At 66.2% G+C, this 19,475-nt stretch carries 19 protein-coding genes; 11 read left to right on the forward strand and 8 right to left on the reverse strand.

The window, feature by feature from the left end; translation table 11 throughout:
* Positions 1–64: 64 nt before the first annotated feature.
* A complete protein-coding gene (gene typA / locus FNZ56_RS00165; RefSeq protein ID WP_143877926.1) occupies positions 65–1,894 on the reverse strand; it encodes a translational GTPase TypA in 1,830 nt (609 codons plus the stop codon).
* Between the two features lie 132 nt (positions 1,895–2,026).
* Here typA and FNZ56_RS00170 point away from each other — a divergent pair, with 132 nt between their 5' ends.
* The 6 genes from FNZ56_RS00170 to FNZ56_RS00195 all read left to right on the forward strand — a co-directional run bounded on the left by FNZ56_RS00170 (position 2,027) and on the right by FNZ56_RS00195 (position 7,567).
* Positions 2,027–2,521 (forward strand): peptidylprolyl isomerase, encoded by a 495-nt coding sequence (locus tag FNZ56_RS00170; RefSeq protein ID WP_143877927.1) that lies wholly within the window; start codon positions 2,027–2,029, stop codon positions 2,519–2,521.
* A 120-nt stretch (positions 2,522–2,641) separates the two neighbouring features.
* Positions 2,642–3,841 carry an aminotransferase class I/II-fold pyridoxal phosphate-dependent enzyme gene (locus FNZ56_RS00175; RefSeq protein ID WP_143877928.1) on the forward strand — a complete coding sequence of 400 codons (1,200 nt, stop codon included), beginning with the start codon at positions 2,642–2,644 and terminating at the stop codon, positions 3,839–3,841.
* A gap of 112 nt (positions 3,842–3,953) precedes the next feature.
* Positions 3,954–4,937, forward strand: coding sequence for a malate dehydrogenase (locus FNZ56_RS00180; protein WP_143877929.1), 984 nt, complete (start codon positions 3,954–3,956; stop codon positions 4,935–4,937).
* Positions 4,938–5,078: 141 nt separating this feature from the next.
* Entirely contained in the window at positions 5,079–5,960 is an 882-nt protein-coding gene (prpB, locus tag FNZ56_RS00185) for a methylisocitrate lyase (protein WP_143877930.1), read from the forward strand.
* A gap of 10 nt (positions 5,961–5,970) precedes the next feature.
* A complete protein-coding gene (prpC, locus tag FNZ56_RS00190) occupies positions 5,971–7,116 on the forward strand; it encodes a bifunctional 2-methylcitrate synthase/citrate synthase (RefSeq protein WP_143877931.1) in 1,146 nt (381 codons plus the stop codon).
* Between the two features lie 4 nt (positions 7,117–7,120).
* Positions 7,121–7,567: a two pore domain potassium channel family protein gene (locus tag FNZ56_RS00195; protein ID WP_143877932.1), complete on the forward strand. Its 447-nt coding sequence runs from the start codon at positions 7,121–7,123 to the stop codon at positions 7,565–7,567.
* A gap of 67 nt (positions 7,568–7,634) precedes the next feature.
* Here the strand turns inward: FNZ56_RS00195 and FNZ56_RS00200 are convergent, their stop codons facing one another.
* The 4 genes from FNZ56_RS00200 to FNZ56_RS00215 all read right to left on the reverse strand — a co-directional run bounded on the left by FNZ56_RS00200 (position 7,635) and on the right by FNZ56_RS00215 (position 11,924).
* Complete coding sequence (locus FNZ56_RS00200; protein ID WP_143877933.1) at positions 7,635–8,243, reverse strand: glutathione S-transferase family protein; 609 nt, start codon at positions 8,241–8,243, stop codon at positions 7,635–7,637.
* A gap of 91 nt (positions 8,244–8,334) precedes the next feature.
* Positions 8,335–8,778, reverse strand: a complete 444-nt coding sequence (locus FNZ56_RS00205) for a cell wall hydrolase (RefSeq protein WP_143877934.1) — start codon at positions 8,776–8,778, stop codon at positions 8,335–8,337.
* A 284-nt stretch (positions 8,779–9,062) separates the two neighbouring features.
* Positions 9,063–11,102: an NADPH-dependent 2,4-dienoyl-CoA reductase gene (locus FNZ56_RS00210; protein ID WP_143877935.1), complete on the reverse strand. Its 2,040-nt coding sequence runs from the start codon at positions 11,100–11,102 to the stop codon at positions 9,063–9,065.
* A 33-nt stretch (positions 11,103–11,135) separates the two neighbouring features.
* Complete coding sequence (locus tag FNZ56_RS00215; protein WP_143877936.1) at positions 11,136–11,924, reverse strand: DODA-type extradiol aromatic ring-opening family dioxygenase; 789 nt, start codon at positions 11,922–11,924, stop codon at positions 11,136–11,138.
* 222 nt (positions 11,925–12,146) lie between these two features.
* On the opposite strand from FNZ56_RS00215, the gene FNZ56_RS00220 reads away from it, so the two are divergent.
* From FNZ56_RS00220 to FNZ56_RS00230, 3 genes are all read left to right on the forward strand, one after another.
* Positions 12,147–13,232, forward strand: a complete 1,086-nt coding sequence (locus FNZ56_RS00220; protein WP_143877937.1) for an OmpA family protein — start codon at positions 12,147–12,149, stop codon at positions 13,230–13,232.
* A 133-nt stretch (positions 13,233–13,365) separates the two neighbouring features.
* Positions 13,366–13,878, forward strand: coding sequence for a hypothetical protein (locus FNZ56_RS00225; protein ID WP_143877938.1), 513 nt, complete (start codon positions 13,366–13,368; stop codon positions 13,876–13,878).
* Entirely contained in the window at positions 13,845–14,606 is a 762-nt protein-coding gene (locus FNZ56_RS00230; protein ID WP_143880205.1) for a pseudouridine synthase, read from the forward strand. Before FNZ56_RS00225 ends, FNZ56_RS00230 begins: the two co-directional genes overlap by 34 nt.
* A gap of 32 nt (positions 14,607–14,638) precedes the next feature.
* On the opposite strand, the gene kbl is transcribed toward FNZ56_RS00230, so the two are convergent.
* From kbl to FNZ56_RS00245, 3 genes are all read right to left on the reverse strand, one after another.
* Positions 14,639–15,826 (reverse strand): glycine C-acetyltransferase, encoded by a 1,188-nt coding sequence (gene kbl / locus FNZ56_RS00235; RefSeq protein ID WP_143877939.1) that lies wholly within the window; start codon positions 15,824–15,826, stop codon positions 14,639–14,641.
* 75 nt (positions 15,827–15,901) lie between these two features.
* On the reverse strand, positions 15,902–16,936 hold the full coding sequence (gene tdh, locus FNZ56_RS00240) for an L-threonine 3-dehydrogenase (RefSeq protein ID WP_185970753.1): 1,035 nt from the start codon (positions 16,934–16,936) through the stop codon (positions 15,902–15,904).
* A gap of 61 nt (positions 16,937–16,997) precedes the next feature.
* Positions 16,998–17,414 carry a DUF3224 domain-containing protein gene (locus FNZ56_RS00245; protein ID WP_143877940.1) on the reverse strand — a complete coding sequence of 139 codons (417 nt, stop codon included), beginning with the start codon at positions 17,412–17,414 and terminating at the stop codon, positions 16,998–17,000.
* 96 nt (positions 17,415–17,510) lie between these two features.
* Here FNZ56_RS00245 and FNZ56_RS12945 point away from each other — a divergent pair, with 96 nt between their 5' ends.
* Both FNZ56_RS12945 and folC read left to right on the forward strand, forming a co-directional pair.
* Complete coding sequence (locus FNZ56_RS12945) at positions 17,511–18,155, forward strand: histidine phosphatase family protein (protein WP_246064626.1); 645 nt, start codon at positions 17,511–17,513, stop codon at positions 18,153–18,155.
* On the forward strand, positions 18,152–19,426 hold the full coding sequence (folC, locus tag FNZ56_RS00250) for a bifunctional tetrahydrofolate synthase/dihydrofolate synthase (protein ID WP_246064628.1): 1,275 nt from the start codon (positions 18,152–18,154) through the stop codon (positions 19,424–19,426). The genes FNZ56_RS12945 and folC overlap by 4 nt, the downstream gene beginning before the upstream one ends.
* The last annotated feature ends 49 nt before the right edge of the window (positions 19,427–19,475 follow it).

The following is a 19,475-nucleotide window of genomic DNA, read 5'->3' on the forward strand; positions in this document are numbered from 1 at the left end:
ATGGATCGCACGGCATGATGAGCCGGAAAGGCGCGATCCATCGGTTGCCGAAGGCGCGTCGACCTCAGGCCGCGCGGCTGGCGCGCTTGCGATCGCTTTCCGTGAGGAACTTCTTGCGCAGGCGGATTTCCTTGGGCGTGATCTCGACCAGTTCGTCGTCGTCGATGAAGTCCAGCGCCTGTTCCAGCGTGTACTTGATCGCCGGCGTCAGCTGGATCGCATCGTCCTTGCCGGAAGCGCGCATGTTGGTCAGCGGCTTGGTCTTGATCGCGTTGACCGTGAGGTCGTTGTCCTTCGAATGGATGCCGACCAGTTGGCCTTCGTACACCTGGTCGCCTTCGGCGGCGAACAGCTTGCCGCGCTCCTGCAGCGGGCCGAGCGAATACGCCGGCGTCGCGCCCGGGGCGTTGGCGATCATCACGCCGTTGAGGCGCTTGGCGATCGGGCCGGTTTCCTTCGGGCCGTAATGGTCGAACACGTGGAACAGCAGGCCCGAGCCCTGGGTCAGGGTGCGGAATTCGTTCTGGAAACCGATCAGGCCACGCGCCGGGATCATGTAATCGAGGCGCACGCGGCCCTTGCCGTCGGATTCCATGTTCTTCAGCTGGCCCTTGCGCGTACCCAGCTTTTCCATCACGCCGCCCTGGTGGACTTCCTCGATATCGACCACGAGCTGTTCGATCGGCTCCATCAGCTGGCCGTCGATTTCCTTGATGATCACTTCCGGGCGCGACACGGCCAGTTCATAGCCTTCGCGACGCATGTTCTCGATCAGCACCGACAGGTGCAGTTCGCCGCGGCCGGAGACCAGGAACTTGTCGGCGTCTTCGAGCTGCTCGACCTTGAGCGCGACGTTGTGCACGGTCTCGCGCTCGAGGCGATCCTTGATCTGGCGGCTGGTGAGGAACTTGCCGCCGCTCAGGTCCTTGTTCCCGGCGAACGGCGAATTGTTCACCTGGAAGGTCATGCTGATGGTCGGCTCGTCGACGGTCAGTGCCGGCAGCGCTTCCGGGAAATCGAGCGCGCAGATGGTGTCGGAGATCGACAGGTCGGCGACGCCGGAGATGGCGACGATGTCGCCGGCTTCCGCGCTGTCCTGCTCGATGCGCTCCAGGCCCATGAAGCCGAGCACCTGCAGCACCTTGCCTTGGCGCTTCTTGCCTTCGCGGTCGATCACCGCCACCGGCATGTTCTTCTTCAGCGTGCCGCGCTGGATGCGGCCGATGCCGATGACGCCGACGAAATTGTTGTAATCCAGCTGGCTGATGCGCATCTGGAACGGACCGTCGGTGGCCACCGGCGGGGCGGGAACGTGCTGCATGATCGCTTCGTACAGCGGGGTCATGTCGCCTTCACGCGCGGCGTCGTCGAGGCTGGCGTAACCGTGCAGTGCCGAGGCGTAGACGATCGGGAAGTCGAGTTGCTCGTTGGTGGCGCCGAGCTTGTCGAACAGGTCGAACACCTGGTCGATCACCCAGTCTGGGCGCGCACCGGGGCGATCGACCTTGTTCACCACCACGATCGGCTTGAAGCCCATCGCGAACGCCTTCTGCGTCACGAAGCGCGTCTGCGGCATCGGGCCGTCCATCGCGTCGACCAGGATCAGCACCGAATCGACCATCGACAGCACGCGCTCGACTTCGCCGCCGAAGTCGGCGTGGCCGGGGGTGTCGACGATGTTGATGCGGTTGCCCTGCCAGGTGATGGCGGTGTTCTTGGACAGGATGGTGATGCCGCGTTCCTTCTCCTGGTCGTTGCTGTCCATCGCGCGCTCGGCCAGGACCGTGCGTTCGCCGAGGGTGCCCGACTGCTTCAAGAGGCAGTCGACGAGGGTGGTCTTGCCGTGGTCGACGTGGGCGACGATGGCGATGTTGCGGAGGCGTTCGATGGACATGGATTCGGGGATCGTCGAATCGCACCCGGATACCGCCTACGAGGCGGCAGGGCACGAGGGAAGGGGAAAGGAAGCGGGCTATTATAGCCGGCCCCGGCGTTCGCCGCCCGTTCGCATCCCGCAGGAAACCCCATGTCCCTGTTCGCCACTTTCGACACCGACCGCGGCCCGATCAAGCTCGAGCTGTACCCCGACAAGGCGCCGCTGACGGTCGCCAACTTCGTGAACCTTGCCAGGCGCGGCTTCTACGACGGCCTGAACTTCCACCGCGTCATCGCCGATTTCATGGTCCAGGGCGGTTGCCCGGAAGGCAGCGGCCGCGGCGGTCCGGGCTATCGCTTCGAGGACGAGACCAACAACGGCGTGCGCCACGAGCGCGGCGTGCTGTCGATGGCGAATGCCGGCCCGAACACCAACGGCAGCCAATTCTTCATCACCCACGTCGCCACGCCGTGGCTGGACGGCAAGCACACCGTGTTCGGCAAGGTGGTCGAAGGCCTGGACGTGGTCGATGCGATCCGCCAGGGCGATGCGATCAAGTCGGTCAGGATCGAGGGCGACGCCGACGCCGCGCTGGCGGCCAGGGCCGATCGCGTCTCGGAGTGGAACCGGCTCTTGTCGGCATGATCCTCGCGGCCTGAGTTTTTGCTCCATATGGCACCCGGCGGCGGCGATGCGCCGGGTGCTAAAATTACGGGGCTTTCCCCACTGCCTGCCGCGCCATGCGGCCACGTACGAGGTCCTGCGATGCCTCAGTTCGCTGCGCGAATCGGTCGCGCCAAGCCCAGCGCCATCATGGCGGTCGCCGAAAAGGCCAAGCGCCTCAAGGCCGAAGGCCACGACATCATCAGCTTCTCCATCGGCGTTCCGAATTTCCTGCCCGGCGAGCACGTCTACGCCGCGGTGCGCGAAGCGCTCACGAAGGACAGCGGCCAGTACGGCAGCAACCGCGGCAGCGACGCGCTGCTGGATGCGTTCATCGAGCACATGGCGCAGGTCGGCCTGACCGGCTACGGCCGGGTGAATTGCGCGACCGGCATCGGTGCCAAGCACGTGATCTACAACCTCGCCGAGGCATTGCTCGACGAAGGCGACACCATCGCCTTCGCGGTGCCGTACTGGACCAGCTACCTCGACATCGCCGACATCGTCGGCGCGCGGATCGACCTGCTGCCGTGCCCGCCGGAACAGCACTACAAGCTCACCCCGGCGCAGCTCGACGCGGCGCTGGCGAAGAAGCCGAAGGTGTTCCTGTTCAACAACCCGAACAACCCGACCGGCATGGTCTACACCAGGGCCGAGATCGACGCGCTGGCGGATGTCATCGCGAAGTATCCGGATACCTGGGTGATCACCGACGACATCTACAACCGAATGGTGTTCGACGGCATCGGCTACCACAACTTCGTGCACAGCCGGCCGGAACTGCGCGACCGCGTGATCTTCATCGATTCGCTCAGCAAGACCTACGGCATGCCGGGTTGGCGCGTGGGCTTCATGGCCGGGCCGGAATCGGTGGCGGCCGCGGTCACCACGATGAATTCCAACCACATCACCAACCTGCCGGAAATGGTCGTCGCCGCGGCGATCGCCGCGCTCGACGGCCCGCAAGCCATCCCTGCGGCGAAATGCGCGGAATTCCAGGCCAAGCGCGACCAGGTGATGGCGGTGATGGATTCCATTCCCGGCATCGTCTGCCCGAAGCCGCAGGGCGCGTTCTACGTGTTCCCGGACGTCAGCGCGTACTTCGGCAAATCGCACGACGGCAAGAAGATCGCCAACGACATCGACCTGTGCAACGCGTTGCTCGAAAGCAAGGGCGTGGCCTGCGTGCCGGGTTCCGCGTTCGGCGAGCCGCGCGCGCTACGCATCAGCTACACCTGCCCGACGCCGCAACTCGCGCCGGGTCTCGAGCGTTTCCGCGAATTCTTCGCCGAGTTGAATTGAACGATTCGTAGGGTGGGTTAGCGGCAACGCCGCGTAACCCACCATCGCAAACACGGTGGGTTACGACGCTGCGCGTCTAACCCACCCTACAAAGACCCCAGGAGTCGTCGAAATGAAAGCCCCCGTCCGTGTCGCAGTCACCGGTGCCGCCGGCCAGATCGGTTACGCGCTGCTGTTCCGCATCGCCTCCGGCGAAATGCTGGGCAAGGACCAGCCGGTGATCCTGCAGATGCTGGAACTGCCGCTGGAGAAGGCGCAGGCCGCGCTCAAGGGCGTGATGATGGAACTCGAGGACTGCGCGTTCCCGCTGCTCGCCGGCATGGTCGGTACCGACGATCCCAAGGTCGCGTTCAAGGACGCCGATTACGCGCTGCTGGTCGGCGCCCGCCCGCGCGGCCCGGGCATGGAACGCAAGGACCTGCTGCTGGAGAACGCCAAGATCTTCACCGAGCAGGGCAAGGCGCTCAATGAAGTCGCTTCGCGCAACGTCAAGGTGCTGGTGGTCGGCAATCCGGCCAATACCAATGCCTACATCGCGATGAAGTCGGCGCCGTCGCTGCCGGCGAAGAATTTCACCGCGATGCTGCGCCTGGACCACAACCGCGCGCTGTCGCAGCTCGCGAACAAGGCCGGCGTGGCCGTCGCCGACATCGAGAAGCTGGTCGTGTGGGGCAACCATTCGCCGACGATGTATCCCGATTACCGTTTCGCCACCGTCGATGGCCAGTCGCTGAAGGACAAGATCAACGACGCCGACTGGAACGCGAACGTGTTCATCCCGACCGTAGGCAAGCGCGGTGCCGCGATCATCGAGGCGCGCGGCCTGTCGTCCGCGGCATCGGCCGCCAACGCGGCGATCGACCACATGCACGACTGGGCGCTGGGCACCAATGGCAAATGGGTGACGATGGGCGTGCCTTCGGACGGCAGCTATGGCATCCCGGAAACGGTGATGTATGGCGTGCCGGTGACCTGTGCGAACGGCGAATACACCCGCGTCGAGGGCCTGCCGATCGACGATTTCAGCCGCGCGGCGATGGACAAGACCCTTGCCGAGCTGGAAGAGGAGCGCGCCGGTGTGGCGCACCTGCTCTGACGTCCCGGAGCTCGCGCTGGCGTTGTTGCAACCCCGTTCGCAAATGCTCATTGACACCTGAGTCAACTCCGCTTTGCTCACGGGGCCGCGCCTAGCCAGCGCATCGCCCGGAACGTCAGACGGTTTACTGCAGGAGCGAGCATGTCCGAATCGAAATCCGCAGGCGCACGCTTCCGTGCCGCATTGAAGGAAGAATCGCCGTTGCAGGTGATGGGCGCGATCACGGCCTACGCCGGCTTGATGGCGAAGCGCACCGGCTACAAGGCGCTGTACCTGTCCGGTGGTGGCGTCGCCGCCAATTCGCTGGGCATGCCGGACCTCGGCATCTCGACGATGGAAGATGTGCTGACCGACGCGCGCCGCATCGTCGACGCGACGGGCATGCCGCTGCTGGTCGACATCGACACCGGCTGGGGCGGCGCCTTCAACATCGGCCGCACCATCCGCAATTTCGAACGCATCGGCGTCGCCGCGGTGCACATGGAGGACCAGGTCGGGCAGAAGCGCTGCGGCCATCGTCCCGGCAAGGAAGTGGTGCCGAAGGACGAGATGGTCGATCGGGTGAAGGCCGCGGTCGATGCGCGCACGGATCGCGATTTCGTGGTCATGGCGCGCACCGACGCTGCCGCGGTGGAAGGCATCGACAGCGCGATCGAACGCGCGATGGCCTACGTCGAGGCCGGCGCCGACATGATCTTCCCCGAGGCGATGAAGACGCTGGACGATTACCGCAAATTCAAGGCCGCGGTGCAGGTTCCGATCCTCGCCAACCTGACCGAATTCGGTTCGACCCCGTTCTTCACCACCGACGAATTGCGCGACGCCGGCGTCGACATCGCCCTGTACTGCTGCGGCGCCTACCGTGCGATGAACAAGGCGGCACTCGGTTTCTACGAGGCCGTGCGCCGCGATGGCACGCAGAAGAACATCATCGGCACCCTGCAGACCCGCGACGAGCTGTACGACTTCCTGGGCTACCACGCCTACGAGGACAAGCTCGACGAACTCTTTGCGAAGAAGTGAGGCAAGAAGAATGAGCGAACAAGTCCTTCCCAAGGCCAAGAAGTCGGTCGCGTTGAGCGGAACCGCGGCCGGCAACACCGCGTTGTGCACCGTTGGTCGGAGCGGCAACGACCTGCATTACCGCGGCTACGACATCCACGATCTCGCCACGAAGTCGACCTTCGAGGAAGTCGCGCACCTGCTGGTGCATGGCACGCTGCCGACCGCGTCGCAGCTCGCGGCCTACAAGACCAAGCTCAAGCGCCTGCGCGGCCTGCCGGCGATCGTGTCCGAGGCGCTGGAACTGGTGCCGGCGAACGCGCACCCGATGGATGTGATGCGTACCGGTTGCTCGGTGCTGGGCACGGTGCTGCCCGAACGCGACACCCATCCGGAGAGCGAGGCGCGCGACATCGCCGACCGCCTGGTCGCCAGCTTCGGTTCGATGCTGCTGTACTGGTGGCACTTCACCCGCAGTGGCCGGCGCATCGACGTCGAGACCGACGACGATTCGGTCGCCGCGCACTTCCTGCACCTGCTGCACGGCGAACCGCCGTCGAAGCTGCACGCCGATGCGCTCGACAAGTCGCTGATCCTGTACGCCGAGCACGAATTCAACGCCTCGACCTTCACCGCGCGCGTGATCGCGGGCACCGGTTCGGACATGCATTCCTGCATCACCGGCGCGATCGGTGCGTTGCGCGGCCCCAAGCATGGCGGTGCCAACGAAGTGGCGATGGACATCATCAGTCGCTACGACAGCGCCGACGAGGCGGAAGCCGACATCCGCGCGCGCATGGAGAAGAAGGAAATCATCATCGGCTTCGGCCACCCGGTGTACACCATCGGCGACCCGCGCAACCCGATCATCAAGGAAATCTCGCGCAAGCTGTGCATGGACGGTGGCAACCAGGTGCTGTTCGACGTGTCCGAACGCATCGAGAACCTGATGATGGATACCAAGAAGATGTTCCCGAACCTCGATTGGTACTCGGCGTCCGCCTACCACATGCTGGGGATCCCGACGCCGATGTTCACCCCGCTGTTCGTGATCGCGCGCACCACCGGCTGGAGCGCGCACGTGATCGAGCAGCGCGAGGACGGCAAGATCATTCGCCCGAGCGCCAACTACACCGGCCCCGAAGACCGCGCGTACGTGCCGATCGACAAGCGCTGACGCGATGGGCAACCTGCCGGGCTACGTCGTGGCGATCCTCGGCACGCTGACCGCCGCGATGCTGTGCGTGCTGCTGCACTACGAAGGCCTGTATCGCATGGAGCGTCGGTTCCGCGCCGGCGCCACCAGCGCCGGGCGCAGGCAGATGCTGCTGGCCATCCTCGGCGTGCTGGCGTTGCACATGGCGCAGATCTGGATCTTCGGCGTGGCGTGGTGGACCTTGCTGCACTTCCCCGACGCCGGCTCGATCGCCGGCACGGCGCACGTGCAGTGGCATGGTGCGTTGTTCCTGTCGGCGCTCGCGTTCACCTCGCTGGGCTTCGATGCATGGGTGCCGGTGGGCGCGATCCGCATCCTCGCCGGCGTCGAGGCGCTCACCGGCCTGGTGCTGGTGGCGTGGTCGGCGTCCTTCGCGTTCCTGCAGATGCAGCGGCACTGGAAGCAGGACTGACTGCTGGTTGTCCCGACGAAAAAAGCCGCGCGATGCGCGGCTTTTTCGTTGTTGAATGCGCGATTGCTCAGATCAGCCCTTCGTCCTTCATCGCGGCCTGCACGCCGGGATCGGCGGCCATGCGCTTGTCGAAGGCGGCGAGGTTGTCGAGGCCGGAGAGATCGACGCCCAGCTTCTTCGCCCACTGGGTGACGACGAACAGGTAGGGATCGGCGATCGAACGACTGCCGGTGAGCCAATCCTTGCCGACGAGCTGGGCATCCGCGCGCTGGAAGTAGCCACGCAGTTTCGCCATCGCCTGTTCCTTCGCCTTCGCTTCGGCCTCGGCACCGAGCGACCCCGCGCTGCCGAACAGAGGATGGAACGCCGGGTGCACGTCGGCGTTGAGGAAGCCGAGCCAGCGGTTCACGTCGGCGCGGCCCTCGGGCGTACCGTCGCCGCCGAGCTTGGCCGCCGGGAACTTGTCGGCGATGAAGTTGAGGATCGCCGAATTCTGGGTGAGCACCCAGTCGCCTTCGGTCAGCACCGGCACCGCGCCGGCGGGATTGAGCGCGTGGAACCATGGTTGCTTGCGATCGTCGCGCGAAACGATCTGCGCTTCGTACGGTGCGCCGGTCCACTGCAGCGCGATGTGGTCCGCGAGCGAGCAGGCGCCGGGGGAGGTATAGAGCTTCATGCGTGGGCCTCGATGGAAAGGGCAGACAGCATGGCAGCCCCGCGGTGAAGCGGGGCGCATCGCGGTGGAACGATCCGTTCCCGCGGAGCAGTCAGAGGCGATCGACCTTGAAGAAGGTGTGCCCACCGATGGTCGCCACCTGGTACGCGTTGCGCCAGCTCGGGTTGGCGATGCCCAGCGCGGCGAAATGGCTGGCGCCCGGCACGATTTCCTTGCGCTCGCCCTTGGGCAGTTCCCAGTTGCGCTCGGCTTCGAGCGCAATGGTCACCGCCTGCGACCACGCCTCGTTGTTGCTCAGGCGCGTGCCCGGCGGGACGAGGGTGGGGGCGAACTGCTTGCGCGCGGTGACCACGTCGCACATGGAATCGCCCCAGCGCCCGCTGTCCTGGCGGCGCAGGGCGACCTCGGCGACGGCCTGCTGGCCGCGGACCGGCTGGTCGCGGGCCTCGAGGTAGAGGGTGGTGCTGAGGCACAGCGAGTCCGCCGCCTGCGGCGGGAGGATGGAGGCCAACCACAGGATCCAGGCCAGTTTCATCGTCGTGCTCCTTGCTCCGTTGCGGCACAGCGCGACGTCCGCGCGGGGCGGGCATTGCTCTGCGTCATGGCGTACTGGGGAGGGCGGCGTCTCTATGGCGCCTTTGCCCGGCGCGACCCGCTCAAGGGATGTCCGGATCGCTCGTGCGCGGCCGCGGGCCGCTGGAAAGTGCGCGCAAGGTAGCGTCGAAAAACCGAACGGAAGCTGAATGCGTGCTCGGAAATGCCTGATTCTTTTGGAGTTTTTACTTCGGAATCTGGATTTTATTGCGATGCAACAATAGCTTACAGACGGGCCGCAAGGCGGGTGCCCTGGTCGATGGCGCGCTTGGCATCGAGCTCGGCGGCCACGTCGGCGCCGCCGATCAGGTGCAGTTCCAAGCCCGCTGCGGTTTCCCGCAATTGGTCGAACAGGTCCCGCCGCGGTTCCTGCCCGGCGCAGACCACGACGTGGTCGACCGGCAGGAGCTGCTCGCTGCCGTCGACCCGGATGCGGAATCCGGCGTCCCCGACGCCGAGGTACTCGACTCCACCCAGCATTTTCACGCCCTTCGCCTTCAGCGCCGCGCGATGGATCCAACCGGTGGTCTTCGCCAGTTTTGCACCCGGCTTGCCGGGGCTGCGTTGCAGCAGCCAGACCTGCCGCGCCGGAGATTCCGGATGGGGTTTCGCCAAGCCGCCGGCGGATTCGAAATCCGGGTCGATGCCCCATTCGACCATCCAGCGCGCCGGGTCGAGGCTGGGCGATGCACCTTCCTGCACGAGGAATTCGGCGACGTCGAAGCCGATGCCACCGGCACCGATGATGGCGACCTTCGCGCCGGGTACGACGCGGCCTTCGAGCACGTCGAGGTAGTCGACCACTTTTGGATGATCCGCGCCGGGGAAATCCACCCGTCGCGGAACGACGCCGGTAGCGACCACGACCGCGTTGAAGTCGCGCAGACGTTCGGCTTCGACACGCGTTCCCAATCGCAATTCGATGCCGGTTTCGCCGATGCGCTCGCGGAAGTAGCGCAGCGACTCGTGGAATTCCTCCTTGCCGGGAATCCGCTTGGCGAGGTTGAACTGACCGCCGATTTCGCCGGCGGCATCGAACAGGGTCACGCGGTGCCCGCGTTCCGCAGCTGTGGTCGCGCAGGCCAGGCCCGCGGGCCCGGCGCCGACCACGGCGATGCGCTTCGGTGCTTGCGTCTTCGCGACGACGAGTTCGGTTTCGCGGCAGGCGCGCGGGTTGACCAGGCAGCTCGCGCGCTTGTTCGCGAACACATGGTCGAGGCAGGCCTGGTTGCAGGCGATGCAGGTATTGATGGCCTGCGCGCGATTGTTGCGCGCCTTCTCCACCCATCGCGGATCGGCGAGCAGCGGACGTGCCATCGACACCATGTCGGCATCGCCGCGCGCGAGCACGGCTTCTGCCACGTCGGGCATGTTGATGCGGTTGGTCGCGACCAGCGGCAGCGAAACGTGCGGGCGCAATTTCGCGGTCACGCCGGCGAACGCGGCGCGCGGCACCGAGGTCGCGATGGTCGGGATGCGCGCTTCGTGCCAACCGATGCCGGTGTTGATGATCGTGGCGCCGGCGGCTTCGACCGCCCTGGCCTGCGCGACGATCGCGTTCCAGTCGTTGCCGCCTTCGACCAGGTCCAGCATCGACAGGCGATAGACGAGGATGAAATCCGGGCCGCAGGCCTCGCGCACGCGGCGCACGATTTCCACCGCGAAGCGGAAGCGGTTTTCGGCATTGCCACCCCAGGCGTCGTTGCGCTTGTTCGTGCGCGGCGCGGTGAATTCGTTGAGCAAATAGCCTTCCGAACCCATGATCTCGACGCCGTCGTAGCCGCCGTCGCGGGCGAGGCGCGCGGCATTGGCGAACGCAGCGATTTGGCGTTCGACGCCAGCGGTGGACAGCGCGCGTGGCGTGAACGGATTGATCGGCGCCTTCAGCCTCGATGGCGCGACGGACAAAGGGTGGTAGGCGTAGCGCCCGGCGTGCAGCAATTGCAGGCAGATCTTCGCGTCGTGTGCGTGTACCGCGGACGTGACTTGCCGGTGCTTGCGCGCTTCCCACGGCCAGCTCAGTTTGCCGGCGAAGGGCTTGAGCCAGCCGACGACGTTCGGTGCGAAGCCGCCGGTGACCATCATTCCGACGCCGCCCGCGGCGCGCTCGGCGAAATACGCAGCGAGCTTGGGGAAATCGCGACGATGGTCCTCCAGCCCGGTATGCATCGAACCCATCAGCACCCGGTTGCGCAGGGTGGTGAAACCGAGGTCCAGCGGCGCGAGCAGGTGCGGATAGGGCGAAGTGGTCGGCGTGTCGTTCATCGCGCAAGCATACCGACGCGTATGGCGGCTGCGTCAGCCGAAGGCGAAGGCGTCCAATGCGAGCGAACCGTATTCGTGCGAATCGTGGAGATGGCGGACGCCGGCGCGTTCGCCGGCCGCACCCATGGCCACGAACAGCGGCAGCAGGTGTTCGGTGGTCGGGTGTGCATGGCGTGCCTGCGGTGCCTGCCGTTCCCAGTCGAGCAATGCGTCGACGTCCCTTGCGAGCACCCGGTCGCGCATCCAGTCGCGGAAGTCGCGGGCCCAGTCGGGCATGGGCGCATCCGGCTGGCCCCAGGTGAGTTCGCCGAGGTTGTGGACGAACCCGCCGGAGCCGATGACCAGCACGCCCTCGTCGCCCAACCCCGCCAAGGCCTGTCCCAGCCGGTAATGCACGGCGGCATCCGCCTGGGGCTGGACCGACAACGGCACCACGGGGATGTCGGCCTGCGGGTACATCCGGCGCAGCGGAACCCAGACTCCGTGGTCGAGCCCATGGCCCTCGCGAACCTTGACCGGCAGGCCCGCGACAGCGATTCGCCCTGCGATGTCCTCGGCCAGACCCGGGTCGCCCGGTGCCGGGTAGCGAATGGCATATAGCGGCTCCGGAAAGCCGCCGAAGTCGTGCACGGTATGCGGATGCGGATGGCCACCCAGCATCGGCCGGTCGGTCATGAAGTGGGCCGAAGCCACGACGATGGCACGCGGCAGGGGGGTCGTGCCGCCGAGGGCGTCGAGGAACCGGCCCGCGGGCGAGGCCTCGATTGCCAGCATCGGCGAGCCGTGGGAAAGGAAAAGCGCGGGCAGCGAATCGGATTCCATTCCGCCACCTTGGATCCTGGATCGAGGCTTGCCAAGCGCCGGGACCTGAACGCATTGTTCCCTTCGCGGTCCTTGCATGGCTTGGCAACCGTTTAACTGTTATGGTAGCGTTAACACGGCTTTCACGGGGCCGGCCATACTCTGGATGGGATGGCGCGCGTCGGGCCGTCTGAATTCGTGTCCACGCTGTAATGCGTTACCTACTTGATCAAGGAGCTGAAGATGAACAAGAAACTGCTCTGCGCTGCGCTGCTGGGCGGACTGGGCGTGGCTCAGGCTGCTTCTGCGCAGACCTTCGACGACCGTTGGTACCTCACCGGCGACGTTGGCTACAACTACCAGGACAATAGCCGTGACACCGAAAACGCGATGTTTGCGGCAATCGGCGTCGGCAAGTTCATCAACCAGAACTGGTCGCTGGATGGACAGCTGAATTGGCAGAACCCGAAGCAGAATCAGGATGAGGATCTGTGGTGGAGCCAGTACGGCGTCTCCCTTGATCTTCGCCGCCACTTCATCGCCGAAGGCCGTACCTGGAATCCCTACATCTTGATGGGGCTGGGCTACCAGCGCCATGAAGAGGAATACCAGAATTTTGCTGACCCGCTGAATTCGCCTGGGCAGCGCGAGGGCGGCAATCTGGCCGGCAAGTTCGGCCTTGGTCTGCAGGGCGACCTCGGTCGCGTCGGTCTGCGTACCGAACTTGCCGTGCGCTTCGACATGGACGGCGATGCCGTCAATGCGGCAGGCGGCGATCTGGGCTCGGACAACTTCAGCGACGTGCTGGCCTCGGTCGGCGTCGTGATCCCGCTGGGTCCGGAGCCGGTTGCCCCGACCCCGGCCGCCCCGAGCTGCTCCGACATGGACAGCGACGGCGACGGCGTGAACGATTGCGACGACAAGTGCCCCGGTTCGCAGGCTGGCCAGACCATCGGTCCGGACGGCTGCCCGGTGCAGGTGTCGATCGACCTGAAGGGCGTGAACTTCGACTTCGACAAGTCGACGCTGCGTCCGGACGCGATCGCGATCCTGAACGAGGCCGTGGACATCCTGAAGCGCTACCCCGACCTGCGCGTCGAAGTGGCCGGCCACACCGACCTCTGCGGTACCGACACCTACAACCAGAGCCTGTCCGAGCGTCGCGCCCGCGCCGTGTACGACTACATGACCAGCAATGGCGTCGATGCCGGTCGCCTGGTGGGCCCGAACGGTTACGGCGAGAGCCGCCCGCTCGTGCAGACCCCGCAGACCTTGCCGGACTGCAAGAACGAGACCAACCGTCGCACCGAGCTGAACGTCCAGAACTGATCGGACGCCAGTTCCAGCAACAAGCGAAGCCCGGCCAAGTGCCGGGCTTCGTGTTTCCGGAGCAATCGAAACCGGAGCTTCGCTTGTCCGCCTGCGCACGCACGCCTACACTCGGGCCGGGTTTTCATCACGGATGACGGACATGCGCCTCGCGCCATTCGCCGCACTGCTGCTGCTTCCAGGCTTCGCGCACGCGGAGGTGATTTCCGGTGGTTGCACCGCCGCCGCACCGGTGTCGCAAGCCAACACGATTTCGCTGGCGCCCGTGGCGAGCGAACTCGTGCCGGCCTACACCGATCTCGGCGCGACCGGCGCGGTGCTGTCGCAGGCCTATGACGCCAGCCAGTCGGTCGACCAGGTGCTTCTGCGCTTGCGCTTGGCCAGCTGCGGCAACATCGCCAACGCGATGCGGCCGGGCGCGTCGGGTAGCGTGGATCCCAACGATCCGGCGGCGTACAAGCCACAGACGCAGTGGGATAACACGCCGTGGCGGTTCAACATGACCCAGAACGGCAAGCACATGACCGCGGACGAGTTCGATGCCTGGATGAAGGCGCGCGGCGTGCGCGTCGTGGGTCGCAAGCCCGACCCAGCACCGGCCGCGATTCCAGAATCCCCGCCGGCCGAGGCGCCGAAGGGCAACTGAACCGGATCGTGGCCACGCGCCACGGACTCGCCCGCGCGCTGTCCAAACGCGGGCTCTGTTCGCGCACGCAGGCGGCCGAATGGGTTCGTGCAGGGCGCGTGCGAGTCGATGGCCGCATCGTCCGCGATCCGGAATTCCCCACCATCCAAGGCGTCTCCCGCATCGTAGTCGATGGGACGAATCTCGATTCGTCCGCGGCGACGCGCCGTTACCTGATGCTCAACAAGCCGCGTGGTCTGGTGACGACCGCGCGTGACGAGCAGGGGCGCGACACGGTCTATCGCTGTTTCGATGAAACGGACTTCGGCTGGATCGCGCCGGTTGGACGCCTCGACAAGGCCAGCGAAGGCCTGCTGTTGTTCTCGAACGATCCCGCCTGGGCCGCGCGCATCACCGATCCAGGCACCGGGCCGGACAAGACCTACCACGTGCAGGTCGACCGCATTCCCGTCGAAGCCGAATTGCAGTCCATGCGCGATGGCGTGGAATGCGAAGGCGAAGGGCTGCGCGCTGAATCCGCTTCGTTGCTGCGCACCGGCGACAGGAACGCCTGGCTGGAAATCGTGCTGGACGAAGGCCGCAACCGGCAGATCCGGCGCCTGCTGGAAGCACTCGACATCCGCGTGCTGCGGCTGGTGCGCGTCGCGATCGGCGGCCTGCGGCTCGGTGAACTGCCGAAGGGACAGTGGCGTGAATTGACCGCCGAGGAAATCGAAGTCCTGTCATAGGGGCACGGCATGCCGTGCCCTACAAGCGCGTCTTACACGACGCCAAGTTCCTTGCCGATGCGGGTGAACGCATCGATGCAGCGATCGAGGTGCTCGCGCGTATGCGCCGCGCTCATCTGCGTGCGGATGCGGGCCTGGCCCTTCGCCACCACCGGGAAGAAGAAGCCGATGGCGTAGATGCCTTCTTCCAGCAGCCGCTCGGCGAAGCGCTGCGCCAGCGGCGCGTCGTACAGCATCACCGGGCTGATCGGGTGCACGCCCGGTTTGATGTCGAAGCCGGCGGAGGTCATGCGTTCGCGGAAGTATTTCGTGTTGTCGGCGAGGCGTTCGCGCAACTCACCGGCGGACGACAGCATCTCGAATGCCTTGATCCCGGCGGCGACCACGTGCGGGGGCAGCGAGTTGGAAAAGAGATACGGGCGCGAACGCTGGCGCAGCAGTTCGATCACTTCGCGCCTGGCGGTGGTGAAGCCGCCGAGTGCGCCGCCCATCGCCTTGCCGAGCGTGCCGGTGAAGATGTCGATCCTGTCCAGCACGCCCTTCACTTCGGCGGAGCCGCGGCCGGTTTTGCCGAGGAAGCCGGTGGCGTGGCACTCGTCGATGTGCACCAGCGCGCCGTACTGCTTAGCCAGCACGGTGATCTCGTCCAGCGGCGCGATGAAGCCGTCCATCGAGAACACGCCGTCGGTGGTGATCATGATCGTGCGCGCGCCGTCCGCTTTCGCCTGTTTGAGCTGCGTTTCCAGGTCGGCCATGTCGCAGTTCGCGTACCGATACCGCTTCGCCTTGCACAGGCGCACGCCGTCGATGATCGAGGCATGGTTGAGAACGTCGGAGATGATCGCGTCGTTCTCGTCCAGCAGCGGTTCGAACAGGCCGCCATTGGCGTCGAAGCAGGCGGCATAGAGGATCGTGTCCTCGGTGCCGAAGAAATCGGCGATGGTCTTTTCCAGTTGCTTGTGCAGGTCCTGCGTGCCGCAGATGAAGCGTACCGAGGCCATGCCGAAACCGTGGGTATCCAGCGCCGCCTTCGCCGCCGCGATCACGTCCGGATGGTCGGCGAGCCCGAGGTAGTTGTTGGCGCAGAAGTTCAGCACCTTGCGGCCGTCGGCGAGCTCGATCTCGGCCGATTGCGGACTGGTGATGATGCGCTCGGACTTGAACAGGCCGGCGTCGCGGATTTCGTCGAGGGTGCTTGCGTAGCGTTCGGTGAGGGACATGGAGTGAGTGCTCTTGTGGGAGCGGCTTCAGCCGCGATCAGACTTGGGGTCGGGGCTGAAGCCCCTCCCACGGACTCAGTTCCAGCTCAACACCACCTTGCCCGACTTGCCGCCTTCCATCAGGTCGAAGCCCTTCTGGAAATCGTCGATGGGAAGCTGGTGGGTCAGCACCTTGCCGAGCGGGAATCCGCTCAGCACCAGCTGCGTCATCTTGTACCAGGTCTCGTACATCTTGCGGCCGTAGATGCCATGCAGGGTCAGGCCCTTGAAGATGATCTTGTCCCAGTCCACGCCGGCGCCCTTGGGCATGATGCCGAGCATCGCGATCTTGCCGCCGTTGTACATGCAGTCGAGCATGTCGGCGAAGGCGCGCGGGTTGCCGCTCATTTCCAGGCCGACGTCGAAGCCTTCCATGTGCAGGTCGGCCATCACGTCCTTGAGCGAGGTGTTGGACACGTTCACCACGCGCGTCGCGCCCATGTCCGCGGCGAGCTTGAGGCGATAGTCGTTGACATCGGTGACGACCACGTTGCGCGCGCCGATGTACTTGCAGATGCCGGCTGCAATGATCCCGATCGGGCCGGCGCCGGTGATCAGCACGTCTTCGCCGACCACGTCGAATTCCAGCGCGCAGTGCGCGGCATTGCCGTAGGGATCGAAGAACGCGGCCAGCTCGCTGGGGATCTGGTCGGGGATCGGCCACAGGTTCGAGGCCGGCATGACGATGAATTCGGCGAAGGCGCCATCGCGGTTCACGCCGATGCCGACGGTGTTCGGACACAGGTGCTGGCGGCCGGCGCGGCAATTGCGGCAATGGCCGCAGACGATGTGGCCTTCCGCCGACACGCGTTGCCCGACCTTGTAGCCGGTCACGCCCGGGCCGAGGTCGACGATGCGGCCGACGAATTCGTGGCCGATGACCAGGCCGGGCTTGATCGTGCGCTGGCTCCACTCGTCCCACAGGTAGATGTGCAGGTCGGTGCCGCAGATCGCGGTCTTCTCGAGCTTGATCAGGACTTCGTTCGGGCCCGGCACCGGCACCGGCACCTGTTCCATCCAGATGCCCTTGGCGGCTTCGCGCTTGACCAGCGCTTTCATCATCTGCGTCATGGCGGCTGCCTTCGTGGTGGAACGCGAATTATACGCGCCGGGTCCGCGCCGCCCCGTGCCGTCAGTCCCTATCGGCCGCAGGATCGGGCAGTTCGTAGTCGAAGGTGTAGAAATGCGCGCCGTCGACGATGTCGATGGCCATGCGCCCGCGCAAGCTGGCGAGTTCGCCCGTGCCCGAATCCGGGACCACGGTCAGGGACAGGGTCGCCTGGCCGCGGTCGAGGGTCCCGTTGTGCTGGGCCAGGAAGATGCCGCTGCGCCCGTCCAGCGTTCCGGCAATGCGTTCGATCGCCACGTAGGCCGCCGAACCCGGCACGTCGGTGCCGACCGCGAGCATGTGCACCACGCTGGTGGCGTCCAGCGCGCCGTGGAAGCGCTTGTCGAAGCGGACGTGGCCGATCTGCGCGCCGTCGCCGGCGTCGAGCGCGTCCTGTGGCGTGCGCTTCACCTCGAAACCGCCCTTGGCCTGCTTTTGCATCGGTCGCTCCTCAAACCCGGGCGGGCAGTGTGCCCCAGTCGCGCGGCGCTCGCCGATACACTACGCAACCCCTCGCGACGGCACCCCACGAACCGCATGCGCATCCTGCTCGCCCGCCACGGCGAAACGCCGTGGAACGCCGAAGGCCGCTACCAGGGCCAGGAGGACATCCTGTTGTCGCCGACCGGCGAGGCGCAGGCGCGTTCGCTCGGCGAGCGCCTGCGCGAGGTGCGCATCGACCGTGCCGTCGCCTCGCCGCTGGCGCGCGCGCGCCGCACCGCGGAACTGGCGCTCGGTGAAGCGCGCGTGCCGATGCTCGCGTTCGACGAGGGCCTGATGGAAATCGCGCACGGCGAATGGGAAGGCCTGCTCGCCAGCGAGATCCGCCAGCGCGACGGCGAACGCCTGCGCGCCTGGCGCGAAGCGCCGGACACGGTGCAGATGCCCGGCGGCGAATCGCTGCCGCAAGTGTTGCAGCGCGCATGGCCGGCGTTCGAACGCGCGGCATCCGGGCTCGGTGCGGACGACACGCTGCTGCTCGTCGCGCACGACGCGGTGAATCGCGTGCTGTTGTGCCGCATGCTCGGTATTCCCTTGTCGCGGTTGTGGGGCTTCCGCCAGGCACCGGCGACGTTGAATTTGCTCGAAGGCGCGGACGTCGAGCATCTCGATGTCGTCCGTCTCAACGACGCCGGCCATCACACCGCGCTGTTCGGCGAAGCGGTGCACCGCGCGCTGTGAACCGGCGAACGCTGGACGACTGGCTGGCGCGGCTTGAACGCCAGCACCCCAGGGCCATCGATCTCGGCCTCGAACGCGTGCGCGAAGTCGAGCAGCGCATGGGTCTCGGCAAGCCGGCCGCTTGCGTCATCACCGTCGGCGGGACGAATGGCAAGGGTTCGACCGTCGCCTTCGTCGAAGCCATCGCCCGTGCCTCCGGACTGCGCGTCGGTGCCTACACTTCGCCGCACCTGCTGGCCTACAACGAACGCGTGCGCATCGATGGTCGCGATGTTGGTGATGCGGAGTTAGTCGAGGCGTTCGAAGCGGTGGAGGCTGCGCGCGGCGACACATCGCTAACCTATTTCGAACACGGCACGCTGGCGGCCTTGTGGTTATTCGAACGCGCGGACCTCGACTTGGCGGTGCTCGAAGTCGGCCTCGGCGGACGGCTCGATGCCGTCAACATCGTCGATGCCGATGTCGCCGTGGTCACGACCGTGGACATCGACCACACCGACTGGCTCGGCGAAGATCGCGAAGCCATCGGCTTCGAGAAGGCCGGCATCGCGCGGGCGTGGACGCCGCTGGTGCTGGGCGAGGACGATCCGCCGGCGAGCGTGCTGCGCCACGCCTATGCCATTGGCGCGAGCGCGATCCGCGCGAATTGCGATTTCCTGTTCGACACCATCGACGACACGCACTGGCGTTGGCGCGAACCGGGTTTCGAACTTGCATTGCCGATGCCGCGACTGGCGGCGCCGGCGCAGGTCCGTAATGCCGCGACTGCGATCGCCGCGTTGCGTGCTTCCGATCTCGCGATTGCGGACGACGCCTGGACGCGCGGTGTCGCCGCGGCGAACGTGCCGGGGCGGCTGCAAGTCTTCGAGCGCGATGGAATCAAAATCGTCGTCGACGTCGCCCACAACCCGCAGGCCGCGGGCGAGCTCGCCGCGTGGCTGGCCGCACATCCGCCGTCGGGACGCGCGTTCGCGGTGTTCGCCGCGCTCGCGGACAAGGATGTCGCAGGCATCGTCGCCCGGCTCGCCGCGCGCGTGGATCGCTGGTGGATCGCGGGCCTGGAAGACGCGGGCCCACGCGGACAGGGCGTCGATGCGCTCGCCGCGATGCTCGCCGACACGGCGGCTTCGACGGCGATTCGCAATCGCGATGTCGCCGCCGCGCTCGCCGCCGCGCGCGCGCAAGCGCGGCCCGGAGACCGCGTGCTGGTGTTCGGTTCGTTCCACACCGCGGCCGCTGCGTTGCGGGCGCTGGACGCCTCCGGTTCATGACCAACGCAGGACGCGGCGTATAATCCGCGGGCCCACGACGCCGGTTTTC

Source organism: Lysobacter lycopersici, assembly GCF_007556775.1.
In the GTDB taxonomy this organism is placed as follows: domain Bacteria; phylum Pseudomonadota; class Gammaproteobacteria; order Xanthomonadales; family Xanthomonadaceae; genus Pseudoluteimonas; species Pseudoluteimonas lycopersici.